The organism is Metapseudomonas cellulosilytica (assembly GCF_049334135.1).
In the GTDB taxonomy this organism is placed as follows: Bacteria; Pseudomonadota; Gammaproteobacteria; order Pseudomonadales; family Pseudomonadaceae; genus Metapseudomonas.
In genome coordinates this window covers 178264-201659 of sequence record NZ_JBHZGN010000005.1, presented here as the reverse complement: position 1 = coordinate 201659, position 23396 = coordinate 178264, and the positions used below count along the sequence as shown (strand labels likewise).

Annotated in this window: 19 protein-coding genes and 2 tRNA genes; 4 read left to right on the top strand and 17 right to left on the bottom strand. The window is 65.7% G+C overall.

Translation table 11 applies throughout. The features are described from left to right. Positions 1 to 150: 150 nt before the first annotated feature. Positions 151 to 897: a 23S rRNA (guanosine(2251)-2'-O)-methyltransferase RlmB gene (gene rlmB, locus ACFW0H_RS08515; RefSeq protein ID WP_422913458.1), complete on the bottom strand. Its 747-nt coding sequence runs from the start codon at positions 895 to 897 to the stop codon at positions 151 to 153. Beyond that, a complete protein-coding gene (gene rnr, locus ACFW0H_RS08510; protein WP_422913457.1) occupies positions 894 to 3641 on the bottom strand; it encodes a ribonuclease R in 2748 nt (915 codons plus the stop codon). Before rnr ends, rlmB begins: the two co-directional genes overlap by 4 nt. Before the next feature lie 206 nt (positions 3642 to 3847). On the opposite strand from rnr, the gene ACFW0H_RS08505 reads away from it, so the two are divergent. Beyond that, positions 3848 to 3934, top strand: a tRNA-Leu gene (locus tag ACFW0H_RS08505). Between the two features lie 111 nt (positions 3935 to 4045). Beyond that, positions 4046 to 4132 (top strand) — tRNA-Leu (locus tag ACFW0H_RS08500). Positions 4133 to 4247: 115 nt separating this feature from the next. On the opposite strand, the gene ACFW0H_RS08495 is transcribed toward ACFW0H_RS08500, so the two are convergent. From ACFW0H_RS08495 to ACFW0H_RS08435, 13 genes are all read right to left on the bottom strand, one after another. Next, positions 4248 to 6182: a methyl-accepting chemotaxis protein gene (locus tag ACFW0H_RS08495; protein ID WP_422913456.1), complete on the bottom strand. Its 1935-nt coding sequence runs from the start codon at positions 6180 to 6182 to the stop codon at positions 4248 to 4250. Positions 6183 to 6336: 154 nt separating this feature from the next. Next, positions 6337 to 7632, bottom strand: coding sequence for an adenylosuccinate synthase (locus ACFW0H_RS08490; protein WP_422913455.1), 1296 nt, complete (start codon positions 7630 to 7632; stop codon positions 6337 to 6339). A 103-nt stretch (positions 7633 to 7735) separates the two neighbouring features. Beyond that, the gene (locus ACFW0H_RS08485; protein ID WP_422913454.1) at positions 7736 to 8920 is read right to left on the bottom strand and encodes an ATP phosphoribosyltransferase regulatory subunit; all 1185 of its coding nucleotides are present in this window, start codon (positions 8918 to 8920) and stop codon (positions 7736 to 7738) included. Between the two features lie 34 nt (positions 8921 to 8954). After that, positions 8955 to 9140, bottom strand: coding sequence for a DUF2065 domain-containing protein (locus ACFW0H_RS08480; protein ID WP_044870772.1), 186 nt, complete (start codon positions 9138 to 9140; stop codon positions 8955 to 8957). A 107-nt stretch (positions 9141 to 9247) separates the two neighbouring features. Continuing rightward, on the bottom strand, positions 9248 to 10117 hold the full coding sequence (gene hflC / locus ACFW0H_RS08475) for a protease modulator HflC (protein WP_422913453.1): 870 nt from the start codon (positions 10115 to 10117) through the stop codon (positions 9248 to 9250). Further along, positions 10117 to 11286, bottom strand: a complete 1170-nt coding sequence (gene hflK, locus ACFW0H_RS08470) for an FtsH protease activity modulator HflK (RefSeq protein ID WP_422913452.1) — start codon at positions 11284 to 11286, stop codon at positions 10117 to 10119. The genes hflC and hflK overlap by 1 nt, the downstream gene beginning before the upstream one ends. Positions 11287 to 11382: 96 nt before the next feature. After that, positions 11383 to 12684 (bottom strand): ribosome rescue GTPase HflX, encoded by a 1302-nt coding sequence (gene hflX / locus ACFW0H_RS08465; protein WP_422913451.1) that lies wholly within the window; start codon positions 12682 to 12684, stop codon positions 11383 to 11385. Positions 12685 to 12696: 12 nt separating this feature from the next. Beyond that, on the bottom strand, positions 12697 to 12951 hold the full coding sequence (hfq, locus tag ACFW0H_RS08460) for an RNA chaperone Hfq (protein WP_003453015.1): 255 nt from the start codon (positions 12949 to 12951) through the stop codon (positions 12697 to 12699). A 101-nt stretch (positions 12952 to 13052) separates the two neighbouring features. Continuing rightward, positions 13053 to 14024: a tRNA (adenosine(37)-N6)-dimethylallyltransferase MiaA gene (miaA, locus tag ACFW0H_RS08455; protein ID WP_422913580.1), complete on the bottom strand. Its 972-nt coding sequence runs from the start codon at positions 14022 to 14024 to the stop codon at positions 13053 to 13055. 97 nt (positions 14025 to 14121) lie between these two features. After that, entirely contained in the window at positions 14122 to 15999 is a 1878-nt protein-coding gene (mutL, locus tag ACFW0H_RS08450) for a DNA mismatch repair endonuclease MutL (RefSeq protein ID WP_422913450.1), read from the bottom strand. Next, on the bottom strand, positions 15996 to 17432 hold the full coding sequence (locus ACFW0H_RS08445) for an N-acetylmuramoyl-L-alanine amidase (RefSeq protein ID WP_422913449.1): 1437 nt from the start codon (positions 17430 to 17432) through the stop codon (positions 15996 to 15998). Before ACFW0H_RS08445 ends, mutL begins: the two co-directional genes overlap by 4 nt. A 7-nt stretch (positions 17433 to 17439) precedes the next feature. Beyond that, positions 17440 to 17907 (bottom strand): tRNA (adenosine(37)-N6)-threonylcarbamoyltransferase complex ATPase subunit type 1 TsaE, encoded by a 468-nt coding sequence (gene tsaE / locus ACFW0H_RS08440; RefSeq protein ID WP_422913448.1) that lies wholly within the window; start codon positions 17905 to 17907, stop codon positions 17440 to 17442. After that, on the bottom strand, positions 17895 to 19394 hold the full coding sequence (locus ACFW0H_RS08435; protein WP_422913447.1) for an NAD(P)H-hydrate dehydratase: 1500 nt from the start codon (positions 19392 to 19394) through the stop codon (positions 17895 to 17897). Before ACFW0H_RS08435 ends, tsaE begins: the two co-directional genes overlap by 13 nt. 68 nt (positions 19395 to 19462) lie before the next feature. On the opposite strand from ACFW0H_RS08435, the gene queG reads away from it, so the two are divergent. Beyond that, positions 19463 to 20533, top strand: a complete 1071-nt coding sequence (gene queG / locus ACFW0H_RS08430; protein ID WP_422913446.1) for a tRNA epoxyqueuosine(34) reductase QueG — start codon at positions 19463 to 19465, stop codon at positions 20531 to 20533. A 1-nt stretch (position 20534) separates the two neighbouring features. Here queG and orn read toward each other — a convergent pair whose 3' ends face one another. Then, positions 20535 to 21077, bottom strand: a complete 543-nt coding sequence (gene orn, locus ACFW0H_RS08425) for an oligoribonuclease (protein WP_377693906.1) — start codon at positions 21075 to 21077, stop codon at positions 20535 to 20537. Positions 21078 to 21172: 95 nt separating this feature from the next. Here orn and rsgA point away from each other — a divergent pair, with 95 nt between their 5' ends. Then, entirely contained in the window at positions 21173 to 22204 is a 1032-nt protein-coding gene (gene rsgA / locus ACFW0H_RS08420; protein WP_422913445.1) for a small ribosomal subunit biogenesis GTPase RsgA, read from the top strand. Between the two features lie 124 nt (positions 22205 to 22328). Here the strand turns inward: rsgA and motB are convergent, their stop codons facing one another. Further along, entirely contained in the window at positions 22329 to 23387 is a 1059-nt protein-coding gene (motB, locus tag ACFW0H_RS08415) for a flagellar motor protein MotB (protein WP_422913444.1), read from the bottom strand. Between the last annotated feature and the right edge of the window lie 9 nt (positions 23388 to 23396).

Here is a 23396-nt window from a genome sequence, read left to right as displayed (position 1 = left end):
ACGTGCGCGAGCCTGCCCCCACGGCAAGGGGCGACATTCTAGAGAAGGCCCGAATGCCGCGCAAGAAAGATTGACGATTATTTGAACAGCTGAAAGCTGGAGGCGCGCCGGGGCCTTGCAGGGGCGAATTCATTCGCCCCTGCACCGGCTTCAGGCTTTCAGCTTTCTTTGACGGACCGCCTCGAACAGGCAGATGCCGGTGGCCACCGAGACGTTCAGGCTGCTGACGCTGCCGGCCATGGGCAGCTTGACCAGATAATCGCAATGCTCGCGAGTCAGGCGACGCATGCCCTTGCCTTCGGCACCCATCACCAGCACGGTGGGGCCGGTCATGTCCTGATCATAGACCGCCTGCTCCGCCTCACCGGCGGTGCCGACCACCCAGAGCCCCTTCTTCTGCAGCTTCTCCAGGGTGCGCGAGAGGTTGGTCACGGCCACCAGCGGCATGACCTCCGCCGCGCCGCAGGCCACCTTGCGTACCGTAGCATTGAGGGTGGCGGACTTGTCCTTGGGCACGATCACCGCCAGTACGCCCGCCGCATCGGCGGTACGCAGGCAGGCGCCGAGGTTGTGCGGGTCGGTGACACCGTCCAGCGCCAGCAGCAGCGGTGCGCCAGACGTGCGTTCGAGCAGCTCGTCGAGCATGTTCTCGCCCCAGACCTGGCTGGGGCTGACCTCAGCCACCACGCCCTGGTGGACTCCTTCGGCCCACTCGTCCAACTCATGGCGATCCTTGTGGCCGACCGCGATACGGTGCTGCCCGGCCAGGTCGAGGAGAACCTGGACCCGTGGATCATGCCGGCTTTCCGCCAGCCACAGCTGCTTCACGCGTTTGGGGTGGTGGCGCAGCAGCGCCTCCACGGCATGCACGCCGTAGACCTTTTCCAACTGGCTCATTTCTTGACCTTGCTACCGGGCGCCTTGGGTTTCGGCGGCCCTTTACGGTGTTTCGAGGGTTTGCTGGCGGCCTTGGCCTTCGCCGCCTTGGCTTTCTTCTTCGGCGGCTGGGTGGCGGTCTTCTCATCACCCCTGGCTGGCTTGTCCAGGGCCTTCTGCGCCGGGCGCGTGCCCTTGCTGGCCTTGGCACCCTGCCGGGCCTCGCTCAGCAGGGCCTGCTTGAGGGCGCGACTCCTGTCCACATCGGTGTTTCCAAGCATCTCCTCGGCCTGGGCGAGCATTTCCGGCGGTACGGCGGGCAGTGCCTGGACCTTGCCAGCACGCTGACGGCGCGGCGCCACCGCGGCCTGCGGCTCATGCCAGGGTTTCTCCTGGGCGGCGGCACGCGCGGCAGCCTTGGCGCCACGACCACGCCCCTTGCCCACCTTGGGCTCGGCGACCTTGGCCTTGGCTTTAGCCGGCACGGGCTTTTCGGCACCGCGCTGCTTGCGGCCTACGGGCGCGGTGAGGACGTTGTCGGAAAGCTCGAAGTCGATCTTGCGTTCGTCCAGGTCGACCCGTGCCACCACGACTTCCACTTCGTCACCCAGGCGGAAGCTGCGGCCACTGCGCTCGCCGGACAGGCGATGGTGAATCGGATCGAAGTGGTAGTAGTCGCCGGGCAAGGCCGTGACGTGCACCAGGCCTTCGACATAGATGTCGATCAGCTCGACGAAGATGCCGAAACCGGTCACTGCGGTGATCACGCCGGGGAAGGTCTCGCCCACGCGGTCGCGCATGTACTCGCACTTCAACCAGTTGGTGACGTCGCGGGTGGCTTCGTCGGCGCGGCGCTCGGTCATCGAGCATTGCTCGCCGAGCTGCGCCAGGCGCGGCTCGTCGTACGGATAGATGCGCGCCTTGGGCATGCTCGCCGCGCCGGCGCGTCGCACATGGGCGCTCTCGCGCTTGGAGCGGATCAGGCCGCGGATGGCGCGGTGCACCAGCAGGTCCGGATAACGACGGATGGGCGAGGTGAAGTGCGTATAGGCGTCGTAATTGAGGCCGAAGTGGCCCTGATTGTCCGGGCTGTACACCGCCTGGCTCAGGGAGCGCAGCATCACCGTCTGGATCAGGTGGAAGTCCGGACGCTCGCGCACCTTCTCCAGCAGTGCCTGGTAGTCGCTTGGCGTCGGCTCGCTCTTGCCACGGTTGAGGGACAGGCCCAGCTCGGCGAGGAACTGCCGCAGCTTGTCCAGGCGCTCGCTGGGCGGCCCTTCGTGGATGCGGTAGAGCGCAGGGATCTCATGCTGCATGAAGAAGCGCGCGGTGGCCACGTTGGCGCACAGCATGCACTCCTCGATCAGCTTGTGGGCGTCGTTGCGCTGGGTCGGCAGGATCTCGGAGATCTTGCGGTCGGCGCCGAAGACGATGCGCGTCTCCTGGGTTTCGAAATCGATGGCGCCGCGCACCTGGCGTGCCGCCAGCAGCACCTTGAAGAGCTTGTAGAGCTGCTCCAGCGGCTTGACCAGATGCGGCAACTGTTCGGCGAACAGCTTGGCCTCGGTGGACTCCGGGGTTTCCAGGAACTGGCTGACCTTGGTGTAGGTGAGCCGCGCATGGGAATGGATCACCGCCTCGTAGAACTCGTAACCGGTCATCTTGCCGGCGCGGGAGATGGTCATGTCGCAGACCATGGCCAGGCGATCCACCAGCGGGTTCAGCGAGCAGAGGCCATTGGACAGCACCTCCGGCAGCATCGGGATGACCTTCTCCGGGAAGTACACCGAGTTGCCGCGATTGGCCGCTTCCTCATCCAGCGCCGAGCCCACCTTCACATAGTGGGAAACGTCGGCGATGGCGACGATCAGGCGCCAGCCGCCACCCTTGCGGGCCTCGGCGTAGACGGCGTCGTCGAAGTCGCGGGCGTCCTCGCCGTCGATGGTGACCAGGGGCAGGTCGCGCAGGTCGATGCGCTTTTCCTTGTCCTTCTCGGCCACCTCGGGCTTGAGCTTGGCGGCTTCCTTGACCACGGCGGCGGGCCACTCATGGGGAATGTCGTAGCTGCGCAGGGCGACTTCGATTTCCATGCCTGGCGCCATGTAGTCGCCCAGCACCTCTACCACTTCGCCCTGGGCCAGGCGGAAGTTGCTCGGCCATTGCTCGATCTTCACCTGGACGAACTGGCCGTGCTTGGCGGCGCCCTGCTTGCCGGAGGGCACCAGGACCTCCTGCTGGATCTTCGGATTGTCCGCGACCACGCGGGCGATCCCGCTTTCCTCGAAGAAGCGTCCGACCAGGGTTTCATGGGCGCGCTCGATGATCTCCACCAGCGCGCCTTCGCGCCGGCCGCGCCGATCGAGCCCGGCGACCCGCGCCAGCGCGCGATCACCGTCGAATACCAGGCGCATCTGCGCCGGGCTGAGGAAGAGGTCGTCACTGCCGTCGTCGGGAATGAGGAAGCCGAAACCGTCGCGGTGTCCGCTGATGCGGCCGCAGATCAGGTCGAGCTTGTCGACCGGCGCATAGGTGCCGCGGCGGGTATAGATAAGCTGCCCATCGCGCTCCATGGCGCGGAGGCGACGGCGCAGGGCTTCCAACTGTTCGTCCGTGGTCAGGCCGAACTCCTCCACCAGTTGCTCCCGGCTGGCCGGGGCACCGCGCTCATCGAGGCGCTGCAGGATCAACTCGCGGCTGGGGATGGGGTTTTCGTATTTTTCCGCCTCGCGAGCGGCCTCGGGGTCGAGGTTCTGCCAATCGGCCATCAGGGGGTGATCACCTTTTTATCCATATAGAGGGATTTGCCATGTGTCTATTGAAGCGCGAATTCCAATTGTCGGTCAGCTTCGGCCGAAGAATAATTTTTTTCGCGCTCAGGGGTTTACAACACAAAAGTCGGCTCGTATAGTTCGCGCCCACAGCGTCGCTGAGACGTTGTGAAGGAAGCGGATGAGCAATCATCGCATCCAGTGCCCAGGTGGCGGAATTGGTAGACGCACTAGGTTCAGGTCCTAGCGGTGGCAACACCGTGGAAGTTCGAGTCTTCTCCTGGGCACCATTATTCAGAATCCGAGCCGAAAATCTCGGTTTCGCGTTAAACGGATTGTACGGATCCGTATCGACTACCTCGATGAAGTCCGTATAAGTCGATGAGCGATCATCGCAATGTGCCCAGGTGGCGGAATTGGTAGACGCACTAGGTTCAGGTCCTAGCGGTGGCAACACCGTGGAAGTTCGAGTCTTCTCCTGGGCACCACTCTTCAACAAAGCCGAGCTCTGCTCGGCTTTGTGCTTTCTGGCCTTCGCATTCCCCGCGCTCACGGCCAGATCAGGGGGCCGGGCCTGCGCCCCGCCCCCGCTCCCCGCATCGACTACGCCCTGAACTGACCCAGGCTGGCCTTTAGCTGATCGGCCAGACCGGCGAGCACGCGCCCACTGCTGGCCGTCGCCGCGACGGCTTCCGCCGCGAGTCGGGCTTGCGTATGGATCACATCCACCCGGCCACGCACGCCGTCGGCACCCGCCGCCTGGTGTTCCGCGGCACGAGCCGCAGCCTGGACCGCACCATGGACCTGCTCCACCGCCTGCTGCACACCCTGCTGCAGCCGCTCGCTGTCGCGCAGCGCCTCCAGCCCCTCCACCGCTCGCTGACGGGCCTGGGAAATTGCCGACACCGCCTCACGCGCACCGGTCTGCAAGGCGACGATATGCTCCTGGATGTCCCCCGTGGATTGCTGAGTCTTGCTGGCCAGCGCCCGCACCTCGTCAGCCACTACCGCAAAACCGCGCCCGCTCTCCCCCGCCCGAGCAGCTTCGATGGCGGCATTCAGCGCCAACAGGTTGGTCTGCTCGGCGATGCCATGAATCACCGACAGCACCATCTCGATCTGCTCACTCTGCCGCGCCAACCGCTCGATCACTTCGGAGCCATTCTGCACCCGCTCCTCCAGGACCCCGATCAATCCACCCACCTTACGCGCGATCGCCGCATTGTCCTGGGCGGCCTGACGGATTTCACCCACCTGGCGCAAGGCATCCTGCATCGCCTGACTTTCGGAGCGAGCCTCGTCCACCATATTGGCCAGCGCACTCAGGCTGCCTTCCACTTCGCTGCGCTGACGATGGGCCGCAGCCTCGGCGGATTGGCTGCGTCGGGACAACGCCTCGATCTCCACCCCGGTACGCGAAGCCACATCGCCCGCCTCGCGAACTATGGGCTGTAGCTTGTCGACGAAACGGTTCACCGCGGCAGCCATCTCACCCACTTCGTCGCCACTATCCAGCTGCACCCGACGGGTCAGATCGCCCTCCCCGGCAGCCAGATCGTTCAGGGCGGCGATCAACAGGCGCAGGCGCGCCACAACCCGCCGCCCCAGCACCACGGCCAGCACCAGCAGCACGCCCAGGCCAACAAGCGCCAATCCCAGGCCGATGCGCCAGCGCAATTCGCCCGCTGCTTCCTCAACCGCCAGGCGGGTGCCAGTGCTCATGTTGCCGGCCACCTCACGTGCCGACTGCAAGCGCGCAGTCAGGGCCGCGCTGCTCTCGGTGGCGGCACCGGCAAGGCTCTGTCCCACCAGTTCGCCGCCACTGGCGATCAGGCTGGAGAAGCGCTGGTCCAGGGCCTTCAACTGCTGCTCCACCATTGCGGTGGACACACCCATGCGCACCTTGCCGATCTCCACGCCGTTGGGACTGATGAGCGCCTCGACCAGGTACACGGCGGGGTCGCCGGCCGCCGCATGCAGAACCTTGTCCAGCGCCCGCTCACCCTGCCCCTTGGCCAGCAGGGCCTTGATCTGCGGGTTCTCGCGATTGAGGTAGCGGGTCAGGTGCTGGCCACTGGCGTCGTCGTAGACGACAAAAAGCACATTGGGATTGCGCTGGGCACGGCGAGCGAAGTCGGACAGGGTGGGGATGTCGTTGTCCCACATGGCACGCGGCGCGACGGCCGCGAGCAACTGGGCGAGATCGTTGGCCGACTCCTTGAGATTCTGCTCCAGCGTCTGGCGCAGTTGACCCTGCTCCTGCTGGAGTCGCTCGCTCAAGGCGACGCCCAGGCGTTCGCGGGTCTTCGCGGAAAGCGCGCCCAGGCTGCCCGAAACCTCCTCCCCGGCCTGCTCCAGGTCACCGGCCAGGCGCTGGGTGTCGCCACCCAGGCGTACGCCGAGTTCATCGACCAGGGAATTCACCGTGCCCCGCGTCAGGACGACGGCCACCACCACCTGCGCCAGCAGGGCCAACCCCAAGGCAAGGAAGACCGGACGCAGCAAACGACTTTGCAACAATGACAGGATGGCTGACACGACTTGCGGCTCCTTCATGACCGTTACCCCTGTAACGGCAACAACGTGGATTTATGAAGTGCAGCAAGGTGCGTGCCGACCGGCAGTGCGGATTTTTCGTCCCCGAAAACGACGAAGGGCCGCACTGGGCGGCCCTTCGGGGGAGTCAGACGACTCAGGCGTAGGGGTGACGCAGGATGATCGTCTCGTTACGGTCCGGGCCGGTGGAGATGATGTCGATGGGCGCACCCACGAGCTCTTCCACGCGCTTGATGTAGGCGCGGGCGTTGGCCGGCAGTTCTTCCAGGCTCTTGGCGCCGACGGTGGACTCGCTCCAGCCCGGCATTTCCTCGTAGACCGGCTGCAGGCCGATGTAGCTGTCGGCGTCGGTCGGCGCGTCGTCCAGCAGCTCGCCATTGGCACCCTTGTAGCCGGTGCAGATGCGGATGGTTTCCAGACCGTCCAGCACGTCCAGCTTGGTCAGGCAGAGGCCGGAGAGGCTGTTGATCTCGATGGCGCGACGCAGGATAACGGCGTCGAACCAGCCGCAACGGCGAGCACGGCCGGTGGTGGAGCCGAATTCATGGCCACGCTTGGCCAGGTAGGCACCGGTGTCATCGAACAGTTCGGTCGGGAAGGGACCGGAACCCACGCGGGTGGTGTAGGCCTTGGTGATACCCAGGATGTAGTCGAGATACAGCGGGCCGAAGCCGGAACCGGTAGCGGTGCCGCCAGCGGTGGTGTTGGAGCTGGTGACGTAGGGGTAGGTGCCGTGGTCGATATCCAGCAGCGAGCCCTGGGCGCCTTCGAACATGATGTAGGCGCCCTGCTTGCGCAGCTGGTGCAGGCGCGCGGCGACGTCGGTCATCATCGGCTTGAGCAGCTCGGCATAGGCCAGAGCCTCGTCCAGGGTCTTCTGGAAGTCGACCGCCGGCTCCTTGTAATAGTGCTGCAGGACGAAGTTGTGGTAGTCCAGCAACTCGCCCAGCTTGGCGGCGAAGCGCTCGCGGTGGAACAGGTCGCCGATGCGCAGGCCGCGACGGGCCACCTTGTCTTCGTAGGCCGGGCCGATGCCGCGGCCGGTGGTGCCGATCTTGGCATCGCCACGGGCCTTTTCACGCGCCTGGTCCAGGGCGACGTGGTACGGCAGGATCAGGGTGCAAGCCGGGCTGATGCGCAGGCGCTCACGCACCGGCACACCCTTCTCTTCCAGCTTGGTGATTTCGCGCATCAGCGCATCGGGCGCCACGACCACGCCGTTGCCGATCAGGCACTCGACGTTCTCGCGCAGGATGCCGGACGGGATCAGGTGCAGCACGGTCTTCTCGCCATCGATCACCAGGGTGTGGCCAGCGTTGTGGCCACCCTGGTAACGCACGACGGCGGCAGCCTGGTCGGTCAGCAGATCGACGATCTTGCCCTTACCCTCATCACCCCACTGGGTGCCCAGGACTACGACATTCTTACCCATAACACTTGTCCTCTTCGCAGAAGCTCGATGCCGGCAACCGCCGGCGGAAAACACGGAAACTCGTGAGTGGCCGGCCCATCAGCGCCAACCATGAAACCACTTCCTAGGAGAACGCCGCCACCTGCCAGCGCCCCTCAAGCAGGACCAGCTGACGATCGCAATCGGCCTCCCGCGCACTTGCCACTTCCTGCCCCGGCAGGGCCTGCACCACGCGCTGACCATCGGCACGCAGGCGCTTGACCTCATACCAGAGGTAAGGGTCGTGGCTGTCGGGCGCCCAGATGCCGGGCACTGGCTGATCCAGCACCATGCTGCCCAGGGTCACCAGGGTCTTCAGGTCAGTGGAGAAACCAGTGGCGGGACGGGCACGACCGAAGTCGGCGCCGATGTCGTCGTAGCGACCGCCCTGGGCGATGGACTGCCCGACGCCCGGCACGAACGCGGCGAACACCACGCCAGTGTGATAGTGGTAGCCGCGCAGCTCGCCCAGGTCGAAATAGAGCGGCAGCTCGGGATAACGCAGCTCCAGCGCATCGGCGATGGCGATCAGCTCATCCAGGGCGCGGTGCACCTCGGTGGGCGCATCCATCAGCACGCCCTGGGCCAGGTCCAGCACCTCGCGGCCGCCGCAGAGCTCGGCCAGCGAGCGGAGCATGGACGCCAGTTCGTGGGGCAGGTCGTCGGTGAGCTCGGCGACCTCATCCACCGCCTTGCGCTGCAAGGCATCGAACAGGCTGCGTTCAACCTCGCCGGAAAGGCCGGCGGCCGTGGCCAGGCCACGGTAGATGCCGACATGACCGAGGTCCATGTGCACGTCCGGCACCGCGGCCAGCTCGAGCATTTCCAGCATCAGGCTGATGACTTCCACATCGCTGGCCGGGCTGGCGTCGCCATAAAGCTCAGCGCCCAACTGGATCGGGCTGCGCGACGTGGACAGCGCACGCGGCTGTGCATGCAACACGCTGCCGGCGTAGCACAGGCGGTTCGGGCCTTCGCGGCGCAGGGTGTGGGCGTCGATACGCGCCACCTGCGGCGTGATGTCGGCGCGGAACCCCATCAGGTGGCCCGACTGCGGGTCGGTCACCTTGAAGGTACGCAGGTCGAGGTCCTGACCGGCACCGGTCAGCAGAGACTCGAGATATTCGATGTGCGGAGTGACCACGAAGTCATAGCCCCAACGCTGGAACAGATCCAGCACCTGGCGGCGGGCTGCCTCGATGCGTGCCGCCTCGGGCGGCAGTACTTCTTCGATACCGTCTGGCAGCAGCCAGCGATCTACCGTTGCCATTTCGCCAATCCCCTCTCAGCCGGGCGGCAAGCCATCAGTGAAGCAGATACAGGAGGCCAGTCCCCAGCAACATGCTGGACAGGCCCATCAGGCGGAGATGGCGGTCCTTGAACTCCGCCAACCCAAGTACCGCGGTGCGCCAACGGCGCGGATAGAGGAAGGGCAGGATGCCTTCCAGCACCAGCATCAGACAAAACGCAATGCCGAGTTCCTGCCACATGATTCCCGCGGACGCAAAAAAGCCGGGATTTCCCGGCTGACCCATGATAACACGTTTTCCTTGGCGGTCACCCCGGCGGACGATGAGCGTCCGCCGGGGTGACTGATTCAGCGTGCGGCCTTGTCCAGATAGCGGAAGAACTCGCTATTGGGGTCCAGCACCATCACGTCGCTCTTGTTGGCGAAGCTTTCGCGGTAGGCCTGGAGGCTACGGTAGAAGGCATAGAACTCCTGGTCCTGTCCGTAGGACTTGGCGTAGATCGCCGCCGCTTTGGCGTCGCCATCACCGCGGGTCTCCTCGGCCTCGCGATAGGCCTCGGCCAGCAGAACGCGGCGCTGACGGTCAGCATCGGCACGAATACCCTCGGCCAGCTCCGAACCCTTGGCGCGGTGTTCACGGGCCTCACGTTCACGCTCGGTGCTCATCCGCTCAAACACGCTGCGGTTCACTTCCTTCGGCAGGTCGATGGCCTTCACACGCACGTCCACTACCTCGATGCCCAGCTCCTTGCTGGCCATGCGGTTCAGGGTCGCGGTGATGTCGGCCATCAGCGAATCCCGCTCGCCGGATACCACCTCGTGCAGGGTGCGCTTGCCGAACTGGTCGCGCAGGCCCGCCTCGAGACGACGGGACAGGCGCTCGTCGGCGATCTGCTTCATGCCGGAGGTGGCAGTGTAGAAGCGCTCGGCATCGGCCACTCGCCACTTGGCGTAGGCGTCCACCATCACCGCCTTCTTCTCCAGAGTGAGGAAGCGCTGGGTCGGCGAGTCCAGGGTCAGCAGGCGGGCATCGAACTTGCGCACCTGGTTGACGTACGGAATCTTGAAGTGAATGCCGGGCTGCACGTCCGCCTCGACGATGCGACCGAACTGCAGCAGCACGGCCTTTTCGGTCTGCGACACGATGTACAGGCTGCTCCACAGAAGCAGGGCCACCACCACGCCGCCGATCAGGGCAAACAGCGATTTATTGCTCATCAGCGACTCTCCCTGGAACGCAGATTGCGCTGCTGCAAGTCAGTGGCGACGCGCGAACCGAGGTCGCTGCCGCTGGTGGTGGCCGATGCGGCTGGAGCCGCCGGCGCGGCGCTGCCACCGCGGTTGTCGATCATCTTGTCCAGCGGCAGGTAAAGCAGGTTGCTCTGGCCTTCCTTGCCGGAAATCAAGACCTTGCTGGTGTTGGCCAGCACGTCCTGCATGGTTTCGAGGTAGAGGCGCTGGCGAGTCACTTCCGGTGCTTTCTGGTATTCGACGAGCAGCTTGCTGAAGCGGTCGGCCTCACCCTGGGCGCGGGAGACGACTTCATCGCGGTAGCCGTTGGCATCCTCGATGATGCGCTGAGCCTGGCCGCGAGCCTCGGGCACCACAGCATTGGCATAGGCCTCGGCCTGGTTCTTGGCACGCTGTTCGTCTTCGCGGGCGCGGATTACGTCGTCGAACGCTTCCTGCACTTCACGCGGGGCAGCCGCGCTCTGCACGTTGACCTGGGTGACGGTGATACCCGTGCGGTAGTTGTCGAGGAAGCGCTGCAGGCGCTCCTTGATCTCGCTGGCCATCAGTTCGCGACCCTCGGTCAGCACCTGGTCCATTTCGGTGGACCCGACCACATGGCGCAGGGCGCTTTCGGTGGCGTGCTGCAGGCTGACCTCGGGCTGATCGACGTTCAGCACGAAGTCCTGGAGGTTGCTGATCTTGTACTGGACGGTGAGCGGCACTTCGACGATGTTCTCGTCCTCGGTGAGCATCTGACCCTGCTTGCTATAGGCGCGCTCGCGGGTGACGTTCTCCTGGAACTTGCGGTCGATCGGCGGGAAATAGATGTTCAGGCCGGGACCGACGGTCTCGTAGTATTTGCCGAAGCGCAGCACCACGGCCTGCTCCTGCTCGTCCACCACATAAACCGCACTGTACAACCAGACCACGGCAAGCAAGGCCAGGCCGATGCCGAGCAGGCCGAAACCGCCCGATCTGCCGCCGCCTTCGTCACCGCCGCCACGTTTCTTGCCGCTGCCGAACAATCCATTCAGGCTGTCCTGCAGCTTGCGGAAGGCTTCGTCCAGGTCCGGTGGCCCTTTGCGGTCGCCGCCACGGCGCCCACCCCAGGGGTCCTGGTTATTCGAATTGCCACCCGGCTCGTTCCAAGCCATAGCGCTCTCCATACTGATAAAGCAAAGACGCGCCCACGGCGCGCCCGCCCATGCTACCCAAGCCCGCGGCCCGCGGCAAAATCACCTAAACGGGCTTTATTGCAAAGTGTGTTGCTCGAGGAACTCGCTCGGCTGCCAACCCTCGCGGCTGACGAGCCGGTTCAGTTCGACGCGCGGCAAACGCACCGCCAACAGGATGTCGCCGACCTCGTTGTGCTCTTCGGTCTGCACGGCACCCATTGCGAAGAACTGCGCCCGCAACCGACCGAAACGCTGCGGCAGGCGCAGGGTACCGACGAACAGGTCCTCACCCAGCAACTCGGCCACCGCCTGCTCCAGCAACTCGAGGCCATTCCCGTCGCGCGCCGAAAGCCAGACCCGCTCGGGCTTGCCGTCTCCGTCGCGCTGGATGTGCGGCTCGACGTTTTCCAGCAGGTCCACCTTGTTGTAGACCTCCAGCATAGGCAGGCCCTCGGCACCGATCTCGCCCAGCACCGCCAGCACCTGCTCGATCTGCGCCATGCGCTCGGGCTCATGGGCATCGATCACATGCAGCAGGAGATCGGCGTTGGAGGATTCTTCAAGGGTAGCCCGGAAGGCCTCTACCAGCTTGTGCGGCAGGTGGCGAATGAAGCCTACGGTGTCCGCCAGCACGATCGGCCCCAGATCATCCAACTCCAGCCGGCGCAGAGTAGGGTCGAGCGTGGCGAAGAGTTGGTCGGCCGCGTAGACCTCGGACGTGGTCAGCGAATTGAACAGGGTGGACTTGCCGGCGTTGGTGTAACCGACCAGGGAGACTGCCGGGATGTCGGCGCGCTTGCGGCCACGGCGTGCCTGCTCGCGCTGACTGCGGACCTTTTCCAGGCGCTGCTTGATCTGACGAATGCGTACACGCAGCAGACGACGGTCGGTTTCCAATTGGGTTTCACCCGGGCCACGCAGACCGATACCGCCTTTCTGGCGTTCAAGGTGGGTCCAGCCCCGCACCAGGCGCGTGCTCATGTGATTGAGCTGGGCCAGTTCGACTTGCAGCTTGCCCTCATGGGTTCGGGCGCGCTGGGCGAAGATATCGAGAATCAGGCCGGTACGGTCGAGCACCCGGCACTCGAAGGCGCGCTCAAGGTTGCGCTCCTGACTCGGCGTGAGGGTGTGATTGAAGATGACCAGCTCGGCCTTTTCGGCCTTGACCAAGTCATGCAGTTCGTCGACCTTGCCGCTGCCGATCAGGTACTTGGCCGTTGGCTGGTGGCGGGTAACGGAGACGAATGCCACCGTATCCGCACCGGCCGAACGTGCAAGCTCCAGGAACTCTTGCGGGTCTTCGCGCGCCTCGGGATCTTGACCTTCCAGGTGAACCAGGATGGCCCGTTCACCACCACCAGGGCGTTCGAAAAACAAAGCAGTCTCCTATCAGGCGTTACCCGGCTCAGGCTGCTCTTGCTCGGAAGCGCTGGGCAGGCGTACCGGACGACTCGGTACAACGGTGGAAATAGCGTGCTTGTAGACCATCTGGCTGACAGTGTTCTTCAGCAGAATCACGAACTGGTCGAAGGACTCGATCTGGCCCTGCAGCTTGATGCCGTTGACCAGGTAGATGGAAACCGGTACGCGCTCCTTACGCAGGGTATTGAGGTAAGGGTCTTGTAGCGAATGCCCTTTTGACATGTGCCGCACTCCTTTAGGGATCAATCGTTTTAGTTTTCAAATGACAGGAAAAATAGCCAATGCCGCCCTACCCCCAAGGATAGACGGTTACCGGCGAGGTCTCAGATCAATATGGAGACCGACTTCAGGTATTTCAAGGTACGCGGCAGATTGTCGCAAGCCAGGCTGTCCAACCAGTACAGATCGGACCAACTGCGTAACCAGGTGAATTGCCTTTTGGCGAGCTGGCGGGTGGCGATGATGCCCCGCTCCTCCATCTCGGCCCGTGTCAGCCCGCCATCCAGGTAATCCCAGACCTGGCGGTAACCGACCGCCCTTATAGACGGCAACCCTGGATGCAAGTCACTTCTGCTGCGCAGCGCTTCGACCTCATTGATGAAGCCCTGTTCCAGCATCAGGCGAAAACGTTGCGCAATTCTTTCGTGCAAAACCTGACGCTGCGCCGGCGCGATGGCCAAGTGCGCCACAGTATACGGCAAATGCGCCGAACCTTGCGCGTTCCCGGCCAGATTTTGCGCGGTTTGGCGCTGACGATGGGCGGTCATGGTGAGGCCGCTGACCTTGTAGACCTCCAGCGCACGGGTCAGGCGCTGCGGGTCATTGGGGTGGATGCGCGCCGCGGATTCCGGGTCCACCGCCGCCAGCTCCCGGTGCAGTGCGTCCCAGCCTTCACGGGCGGCACGGGCCTCCAGCTCTGCCCGCACGTGCGGATCGGCACTGGGCATGTCCGCCAGCCCCTCCAGCAACGCCTTGTAATAAAGCATGGTGCCGCCCACCAGCAGCGGAATCCGCCCCTTGGCGGTGATTTCCGCCATGGCGGTCAGGGCATCGGCACGGAACTCCGCGGCGGAGTAACTCTCGGCCGGGTCGCGGATATCGATCAAGCGATGGGGAAACTCAGCCAGGATGGACTTTTCCGGCTTGGCGGTGCCGATGTCCATGCCGCGGTAGATCAGCGCGGAATCGACGCTGATCAGCTCGCACGGCAAGGCTCGCGCCAGCTCCAGGGCCAGATCGGTCTTGCCGGCGGCCGTGGGGCCCATCAGGAAGATGGCAGGAGGAAGTCGGGACATTGGCGAACTCGAAAGGCTGGCTAGGAGGCTGCGGGCCGATGGCCGGACGAGAACCCTCATCCGGCCAAGTGCTTCCACAGGCGCTTATGGATCGGCTCTACCGTCCCCGCAGGAACAGCTTGTCCAGGTCATCCATCCCCAGTTGCGTCCAGGTCGGACGCCCATGGTTGCACTGACCGCTGCGCTCGGTATGTTCCATGTCGCGCAGCAGAGCGTTCATTTCCGGCTGGGTCAGCCGGCGGTTGGCACGCACGGCACCGTGGCAGGCCATGGTGCCGAGCAATTCGTTCAGGTGAGCCTGGATACGGTCACTGGTGCCGTATTCCAGCAGGTCGGAAAGCACGTCACGCACCAGCTGCGAGGCCTCGGCCTGTTTCAGCAGGGCGGGAATCTGACGGATGGCAAGGGTTTCCGGGCCCAGGCGCTGCAGTTCGAAGCCCAGGCGGCGGAACCATTCACCATGCTCTTCGGCGCAATCGGCCTCACGCTGGCTCACGGCGATGGACTCCGGCACCAGCAAGGGCTGCCCCTTGAGCCCTTCGCTGGCCATGGCCAGCTTCAGGCGCTCGTAAGTGATGCGCTCGTGGGCTGCGTGCATGTCCACCAGTACCAGGCCCTGGGCATTCTCGGCCAGGATGTAGATGCCCTTCAGCTGAGCGAGGGCATAACCGAGCGGCGGCACATCGCCCTGGGATTCGGGCAGGGCGGCAGGCGCAGCAGCGGCGGGCAGCGGGGCGAAGAACTCGCGATAGGCTCCCTGGGCTTCGGCGACGGGAACAGCGGGCTGCGGACGCGGCGCCTGATAACCACCGGACGACGGACGCCAGGACGGCTCGGGCGATGGCTGTTCCAGCACATTGGCAGCCAGACTCATCTCACCCTGGGGCCCGAACTCGCCGGCGGCGAGACCGCTCGGGCGCACCACGGCATCGGTGGCCGCCGGCGCCGCCAGCTGATCCTCGGGGCGTATCTCGCCCAGGGCGCGGTGCAGGGTTCCGTAGAGGAAATCGTGGACCATGCGGCTGTCGCGGAAGCGCACCTCGTGCTTGGTCGGGTGCACGTTGACATCGACAACCGCCGGATCGACCTCGAAGAACAGCACGAAGGTGGGGTGCCGGCCGTTGTACAGCACATCCCGGTAGGCCTGGCGGACGGCGTGGGCGACCAGTTTGTCGCGCACCATGCGGCCATTCACATAGAAGTACTGCAGGTCCGCCTGGCTGCGGGAGAAGGTCGGCAGGCCGACCCAGCCCCAGAGGTGCAGGCCATTGCGCTCGACTTCTATGGGCAGGGCCTGCTCCAGGAAGGCCGGGCCGCATACGGTGGCGACGCGGCGGGCGCGGGCGATGGCGTCACGCGCCTCGTGCAGAGCGAAGATGGTCTTGCCGTTGTGGCGCAGGTGAAAGGCTACGTCGAAGCGGGCCAGGGCCAGCCGCTTGATGACTTCCTGCAGGTGGTCGAATTCGGTCTTCTCCGCCCGCAGGAACTTGCGCCGGGCCGGGGTGTTGAAGAACAGGTCGCGCACCTCCACCGAGGTGCCCACGGGATGGGCGGCAGGCTGCACCCGCGCTTCCATGTCGCGGCCTTCGGTCTCGACCTGCCAGGCCTGGTCGGCGTCGGCGGTGCGGGAGGTCATGGTCAGGCGCGCCACCGAGCTGATGGACGCCAGTGCCTCACCACGAAAGCCCAGGCTCATGACCCGCTCAAGGTCTTCCAGGTCACGGATCTTGCTGGTCGCGTGGCGAGCCAGCGCCAGGGGCAGGTCGTCCGCCGGAATGCCGCCGCCGTCGTCGCGCACCCGCAACAGCTTGATGCCGCCCTGCTCCACTTCCACGTCGATGCGCCGCGCGCCGGCATCCAGGCTGTTCTCCAGCAGCTCCTTGATGACCGAGGCGGGCCGCTCGACCACCTCGCCAGCGGCGATCTGGTTCGCCAACCGCGGGCTCAACAGGTGGATGCGCGGCAACGTACTCATGGCTGGGCCGCCAGGGTCGCGGCGGGGATGGTCAGGGTCTGGCCGACCTTGATGTTGTCGTTTGCCAGGGAATTGGCCTTGCGCAAGGCAGCCATGCTCACCTCGTAGCGCTGGGCGATCAGCGCCAGGCTCTCGCCGGAGGTGACCACGTGCTCGCGCGGGCCGACGGCGATCTTGCCCTGATCACGCAGCCAGGCGATGTAAGTGCCAGGCGGCGGGTTCTGCTGGAAGAACTGCTTCACGCCCGTCTGGATCGAGCGCGCCAGCGCCTGCTGGTGGCTCGGGGACGCCAGCTTCTGGGACTCGTTGTGATTGGAGATGAAGCCGGTTTCCACCAGGATCGACGGGATGTCCGGCGACTTCAGCACCATGAAGCCCGCCTGCTCCACCCGGCGCTTGTGCAACGAGGTGACGCGGCCGACGTTGGACAGCACCTTCTGCCCGACATTGAGGCTGGAGGACATGGTGGCGGTCATGGACAGGTCCAACAGCACCCCGGCGAGCATGCGGTCCTTGTCGTCCAGGCTGACGCTGCCCACGCCACCGATCAGGTCGGAACGGTTTTCGTTGTCGGCCAACCAGCGCGCAGTTTCCGAGGTGGCACCACGGTCCGACAGGGCGAATACCGAGGCACCGAAGGCACTGCGGCTGGGCGCGGCGTCGGCATGGATGGAGACGAAGAGGTCGGCGCCCTTCTTGCGGGCGATCTCGGTGCGCTTGCGCAGCGGGATGAAATAGTCGCCGGTTCGCACCAGTTCGCCGCGGAAGCCTTTTTCCTGGCTGATCTGGCGCTGCAACTCCTTGGCAATGGCGAGGGTCACGTTCTTTTCATGCTGCCCCTTGGGGCCGAGGGCACCGGGGTCCTCGCCGCCGTGGCCGGCGTCGATGGCAACGACTATATCGCGCTTGCCACCCGGCACCGGCGGCAATTTGCTGGGCGCCGGCTGGGTCGGGGTAACGGGAACCTGGGGCGCGCTCGGCGCCGTGGCGACTTGAGGCGCGCTGGCTTCAGCGGCGGCGGCTTCCTGGTCGAACAGGTCGACCACCAGGCGATTGCCGTACTGCTGGTTGGGCGCCAGGGAAAAGCTCTTCGGCGTCACGGCAGCCGACACATCGATCACCACCCGCACGTCGCTGGGCGTGCGCTGGGCGGAACGGACCGAGGTGATCGGCGTATTGCTGAGGGACAGCTGCTCCAGCTTGGTGGCCAGCTGGGCGCCGTTGATATCGATGACGATGCGGTTGGGAGCCGTCAGGGTGAAGACGGAGTGCTGGACCGGGCCACTCAGGTCGAAGACCAGGCGGGTATTGTCCGGCGCGCGCCAGAGCCGCACCCCGCGGACCTCCGCGGCAGCCAGGACATCAGCGGCGAACGCCGCGAGCAGAACCCCAATCCCGGCAAACAGTGCGCGCGAGCGCATACCCCACCCCATCTTTTTTTCATGCTCCCATGGCCAGGGCGGCACACCATGCTTCGCCGCGCTCGGTGTGTGGCGACAACCGCAGCGAACGGCCGCCCGCTTGCGGCGTAATGTTAATGTCCAGGTCGGCCTTTGGCAAAATGCCTGCGCCCCGCTGGGGCCACTCGATCAGGCACAGTGCATCGCCTTCGAAGTAGTCGCGGATCCCCAGAAATTCCAGTTCTTCCGGGTCGGCCAGGCGGTATAGATCGAAATGGAAGGCGCGCTTGCCACCTATTTCATAAGGCTCGACCAGGGTGAAGGTGGGGCTCTTCACCGCTCCCGCATGCCCCAACCCCCGCAGGATGCCGCGAGATAGAGTGGTCTTGCCCGCCCCCAGGTCCCCGTGCAGGTACAGCACGCCGCATCCAGCGGTCAGGGTCGCCAGGCGGGCACCGAGGGCCAGCATGGCCTCCTCGCCTTCGGCATGCAGGATCACTTCAGGCACGGTGCAAACTCCTCGAGCAGCTGACGAATGGTCGGAATCAGGTCACTGGCCGCCAGCCCCCGGCCCTGCCGGGCCAGGTTCTCGCCAGCATTGGCGTGCAGCCAGACGGCCAGGCAGGTGGCGGCGAAGCCGTCCATCCCCTGGGCCAGCAGGGCGCCGATGAGCCCGGCGAGCACGTCACCGAGCCCGGCCCCGGCCATCACCGGATGGCCGCGATCACAGAGCGCGAGACGTCCATCGGGAGCCGCCACCAGGCTGCCGGCTCCCTTGAGCAGGGCGACCGCATTGAATTTCTGCGCCAGGGACAGGGCGGCGCGCGGCCGGTCGGCCTGTACCTCGGCGGTGGGAATGCCCAGCAGGCGGGCCGCTTCGCCCGGGTGCGGGGTGATCACGCAGGCATCGGGCAGGTTGACCTGCCCGGCGGCCAGCAGGTTGAGCGCATCGGCGTCCCAGACCTGCGGCACGGAAAGGCCGGCCAGCGCGCTGAGCAGGCTGCGCCCCCAGGCGCCCTGCCCCAGCCCCGGCCCCGCCACCAGCACATCGGCCTGTTCCGCCAAGGCCAGCAACTGATTGGCGGAACTCACCCCGGCGCACATCACTTCCGGGCGCCGGGCCAAGGCGGCTGGTACATGCTCCGGCCGGGTCGCCAGGGACACCAGGCCGGCGCCACTGCGCAGGGCGCTTTCCGCCGAGAGCAGAGCTGCGCCACCGAGGCCACGATCGCCACCCACCACCAGCAAGTGGCCGAACTGCCCCTTGTGCGCGGTGCGCGGACGCTGCGCCAGGCGCGACAGGCTGCCGATGGCCATACGCTCGGCCACTTTCGGGGTGGCGGCGGTGAGCGCCGGATCGGCCTGGAGGTCGTCGAATACCAACTCGCCCACCTGATCCGGCGCATCGGCGGTGAACAGGCCGAGCTTGAGGCCAATGAAGGTCACCGTGAGATCCGCACGCACCGCGACGCCCAGCACACGCCCGGTGTCGGCGCAGAGACCGGACGGGATATCGATGGCCAGCACCGGCAGACCGCTGGTATTGAGCAGGCGAATGGCCTGGGCGTAAGGCTCGTGCACCGCGCCCGACAGTCCAGTGCCGAGCAGGGCATCCACCACCACGCCGTCGAGGGCGGCACATTCGCTCCAGGGCTGGATGGCGACGCCGGCAGCGATGGCTTCGTCCCGGGCCAGAGCCGCATCCCCGATCAACGCATCGGCCGCGCCAACCGCCAGCACCTTCACCCGCCAGCCGGCACGCTGGGCCAGGGCCGCCACCAGGTAGCCGTCGCCGGCGTTGTTGCCACGCCCGGCCAGGACACAAAGGCTGCCCGCTTCCGGCCAGCGCCGGCGCAAGGCGCGCCAGGCCGCATGGGCGGCGCGTTGCATCAAATCGAAGCCCGGAGTGCCGGCGGCGATCAGGCGGGCGTCGAGGTCGCGCACCTGGGCGGCGGAATGGAGGGAGAGAGGCAGGTCGTCGCGAGAAGGAAGCATCGGATTCGGTTACGGCTGCAAGGTCTGGCAGAATTATATCCACCTCCGCACCGGTTTCCCGCCCCAGCATGACCCTTTCCACGCAAGATCTCGCCACGCTCGCACAATCCATCAAGGACTGGGGCCGCGAACTGGGTTTCCAGCAGGTGGGCATCACCGGCGTCGAGCTCGGTGAGCACGAAGCCCATCTGCAACGCTGGCTGGAGGCCGGCTACCAGGGCGAGATGGACTACATGGCCGCCCATGGCAGCAAGCGCTCACACCCGGACGAGCTGGTGCCCGGCACCCTGCGGGTGATTTCCCTGCGCATGGATTACCTGCCTGGCGATACCCGCATGGCCAAGGTCCTCGGCCAGCCGGAAAAGGCCTATGTCTCGCGCTATGCCCTGGGCCGCGACTACCACAAGCTGATCCGCAAGCGCCTGCAGCACCTGGCCGAGCGTATCGAAAAGGCCATCGGCCCCTTCAGCTACCGTGCCTTCGTCGACAGCGCGCCGGTACTGGAGAAAGCCATCGCCGAGCAGGCGGGCCTGGGCTGGATCGGCAAGAACACCCTGGTGCTCAATCGCAAGGCCGGCAGCTACTTCTTCCTGGGCGAGCTGTTCGTCGACGCCCCGCTACCGGTGGACGAGCCCCATGGCAGCGAACATTGTGGGCGCTGCTCGGCCTGCCTGGATATCTGCCCGACCGCCGCTTTCGTCTCCCCCTATCAGCTGGATGCGCGGCGCTGCATCTCCTACCTGACCATCGAGTACAAGGGCAGCATTCCTGAAGAGCTGCGGCCGCTGATCGGCAACCGCGTGTTCGGATGTGACGACTGCCAGATGGTCTGCCCCTGGAACCGCTTCGCCCGCGCAACGGGTGAAGGCGACTTCCATCCGCGCCACGGCCTGGACAACGCCGAGCTGGCCGAACTGTTCCGCTGGAGCGAAGAGGAGTTCCTCAGCCGCACCGAAGGCTCGCCCCTGCGCCGGGCCGGCTACGAGCGCTGGCTGCGCAACCTGGCAATCGGCCTGGGCAATGCGCCGTCGACCATCCCGGTGCTGGAGGCCCTGCGCCTGCGCCGCGAGCACCCATCGGCGCTGGTGCGCGAGCATGTGCAGTGGGCGCTTGCCCGCCACGGGGCAAGCGCGGGCTGATTCAAACCTTGATGAAGTGCTCACGATAGTGCCGCAGCTCGGCGATGGAATCGCGGATATCGTCCATGGCCAGGTGGCTGCTGCTCTTCTTCACCCCGTCGCGCACCGCCGGCGCCCAGCGCGCGGCCAGTTCCTTGAGGGTGGAGACATCCAGGTTGCGGTAGTGGAAGTAGGCTTCCAGCTGCGGCATCTGGCGATAGAGGAAGCGGCGGTCCTGGCAGATGCTGTTGCCGCAGATCGGCGACTTGCCCTTGGGCACCCACTGTTCGAGGAACGCCAGGGTCTGCGCCTCGGCCTCGGCAGTACCGATGCGGCTCTCGCGCACCCGCTGGGTCAGGCCGCTCTGGCCGTGCTGCCGGGTATTCCACTCGTCCATGCCGGCGAGCACCTCGTCGCTCTGATGGATGGCGATGACCGGCCCCTCGGCGAGCACGTTGAGTTCGCTGTCGGTGACGATGGTGGCCATCTCGATGATGACGTCCGTGTCCGGGTTCAGGCCGGTCATTTCCAGGTCGATCCAGATCAGGTTCAAGGCATTCTGCATGTCGTGTCTCCAGGGCGGGGCACGCATTCTAGCTTAGAGCCTGCTGCTGCGGGCTGCGTGCTAAACTCGCGCGGTTTTTTCCAAGCGGACCCAACATGGCCAAACGCCAACTGACCCGCCGGCAGAGCTGGCGCATCGAGAAGATCCAGGAAGAGCGCGCGGCGCGCGCGGCCAAGCGGGAATCCCGCGCCCTCGATGAACTCGAAGGCGGCGACCTCGGCCCCGAGCAGACCGGCCTGGTGATCGCCCACTTCGGCGTCCAGGTCGAGGTGGAGGCTCTGGACGGCGAGCACGCCGGCGAGGTGATGCGCTGCCACTTGCGCGCCAACCTGCCGCCACTGGTCACTGGCGACCGCGTGGTCTGGCGTGCCGGCAACCAGGGCAGCGGCGTGATCGTCGCCCAGCTACCGCGCAGCTCGGAGCTGTGCCGCCCGGACATGCGCGGGGTGCTCAAGCCGGTGGCGGCCAACGTCGACCAGATCGTCATCGTCTTCGCGCCCCTGCCCGAACCCCATGCCAACCTGATCGACCGCTACCTGGTGGCCGCCGAGCACGCCGGCATCCACCCGCTGCTGCTGTTGAACAAGGCCGACCTGGTGGACGACCAGAACAGCGCCGTGCTCGACGATTTGCTCGGCATCTACCGCCAGCTGGGCTACCCCTTGCTGGAAGTCTCGGCGCGCCAGGGCGGTGGCATGGAGGACCTGATGGCGCGGCTCGACGGACACATCAGCGTGTTCGTCGGCCAGTCCGGGGTGGGCAAGTCGTCCCTGGTCAACAGCCTGCTGCCGGGCGTCGACACCCGGGTCGGCGCCCTTTCCGAACTCACCGGCAAGGGCACCCACACCACCACCACGGCGCGGCTGTTCCACTTTCCCGGCGGCGGCGAGCTGATCGACTCCCCCGGCATTCGCGAATTCGGCCTGGGCCATGTCAGCCGCGACGACGTCGAGGCGGGCTTCATCGAATTCAACGAACTGCTCGGCACCTGCCGCTTCCGCGACTGCAAGCACGACCGCGAGCCTGGCTGCGCGCTGCTCAAGGCCCTGGAAGACGGCCGCGTGCACCCGCAGCGCATGGCCAGCTACCGGCATATCCTCGCCAGCCTGCCGCAGGACGAGTATTGAAGAAGGCAGGGGACGACTCCACCTAGGGTGCGCTGCGCGCACCGGAAACTCTGCGCGGAGTTGCTGGTGCGCGCGGCGCACCCTACCCCCATGGAACAGAAAGGCCACGCATTGCGTGGCCTTTTTATTGACGCTGGGGGTACTGCCCCTTGGGTTCGTCCATCTTCAGCACCCCGTCTTCGAAGATGTTGAGCTTCTGCCGCAGCTCACGCGGTTGCGCGGGAGCCGACGACGCGCCTGCGGGAGCCTGGGGCGCGGCAGCAGGCGCCGGCGACTGGGGCTGCTCGGGAGCGGCGGGCTTGTCGCCCTCGCCCTGCTCGCCTTCGATGGCGCGCTGGGCCTTCTTGGTCAGGACGATAATGTCGATACGGCGGTTGACCGGGTTGAAGGGGTCGTTGCGATCGAACAGGGCCGACGAGGCATAGCCCACCACCCGCGCCACCTGTTGTTCCGGATAACCACCGGCGATCAGGGCGCGGCGCGCAGAGTTGGCACGCCCGGCGGACAACTCCCAGTTGCCGAATTCACCGTCGCCAGCGTAGGGCTTGGCGTCGGTATGGCCGCTGATGCTGATCTTGTTCGGCACTGCCTTGATGGTCTCGGCGAGGATCAGCAGGATGTCCTCGAAATAGGGCTGCAGGCGTGCGCTGCCGAGGTCGAACATGGGCCGGTTGGCAGCGTCCATGATCTGGATGCGCAGGCCGTCCTGGGTGATCTCGAAGAGGATCTGGTCCTTGAACTTGCGCAGCTCGGGGTTCTCTTCGACCTTGTTCTGCAGCTCCTGCAACAGCAGTTCCAGGCGTTCCCGCTCGATCTGTTCGGCCAGGGTTTCCACCTGGCTGGCGTCCACCTGCTGGTTGTCCGACGTATCCACCGCCGCCTCCTGGGAGTCGGGGGCATCCTTCAATTCCGGATTGAGGGTGCGGTCGGGCGCCGGCGTCGGCGTGCCGCCGAGGTCGATGACGTAGGGGCTGGCGCTTTCGGTGAAACCGATGGGGTCCTTGAAGTAGCCGGAGATGGCCTTCTTCTGCTCCGGCGTGGCCGATGACATCAGCCAGAGCACCAGGAAAAACGCCATCATCGCCGTGGCGAAGTCCGCGAAGGCGATCTTCCAGGCGCCACCGTGATGGCCAGCGGCGTAGCGCTTGACGCGCTTGACGATGATCGGCTGGTTGTTCTCCATGGTTCAGCC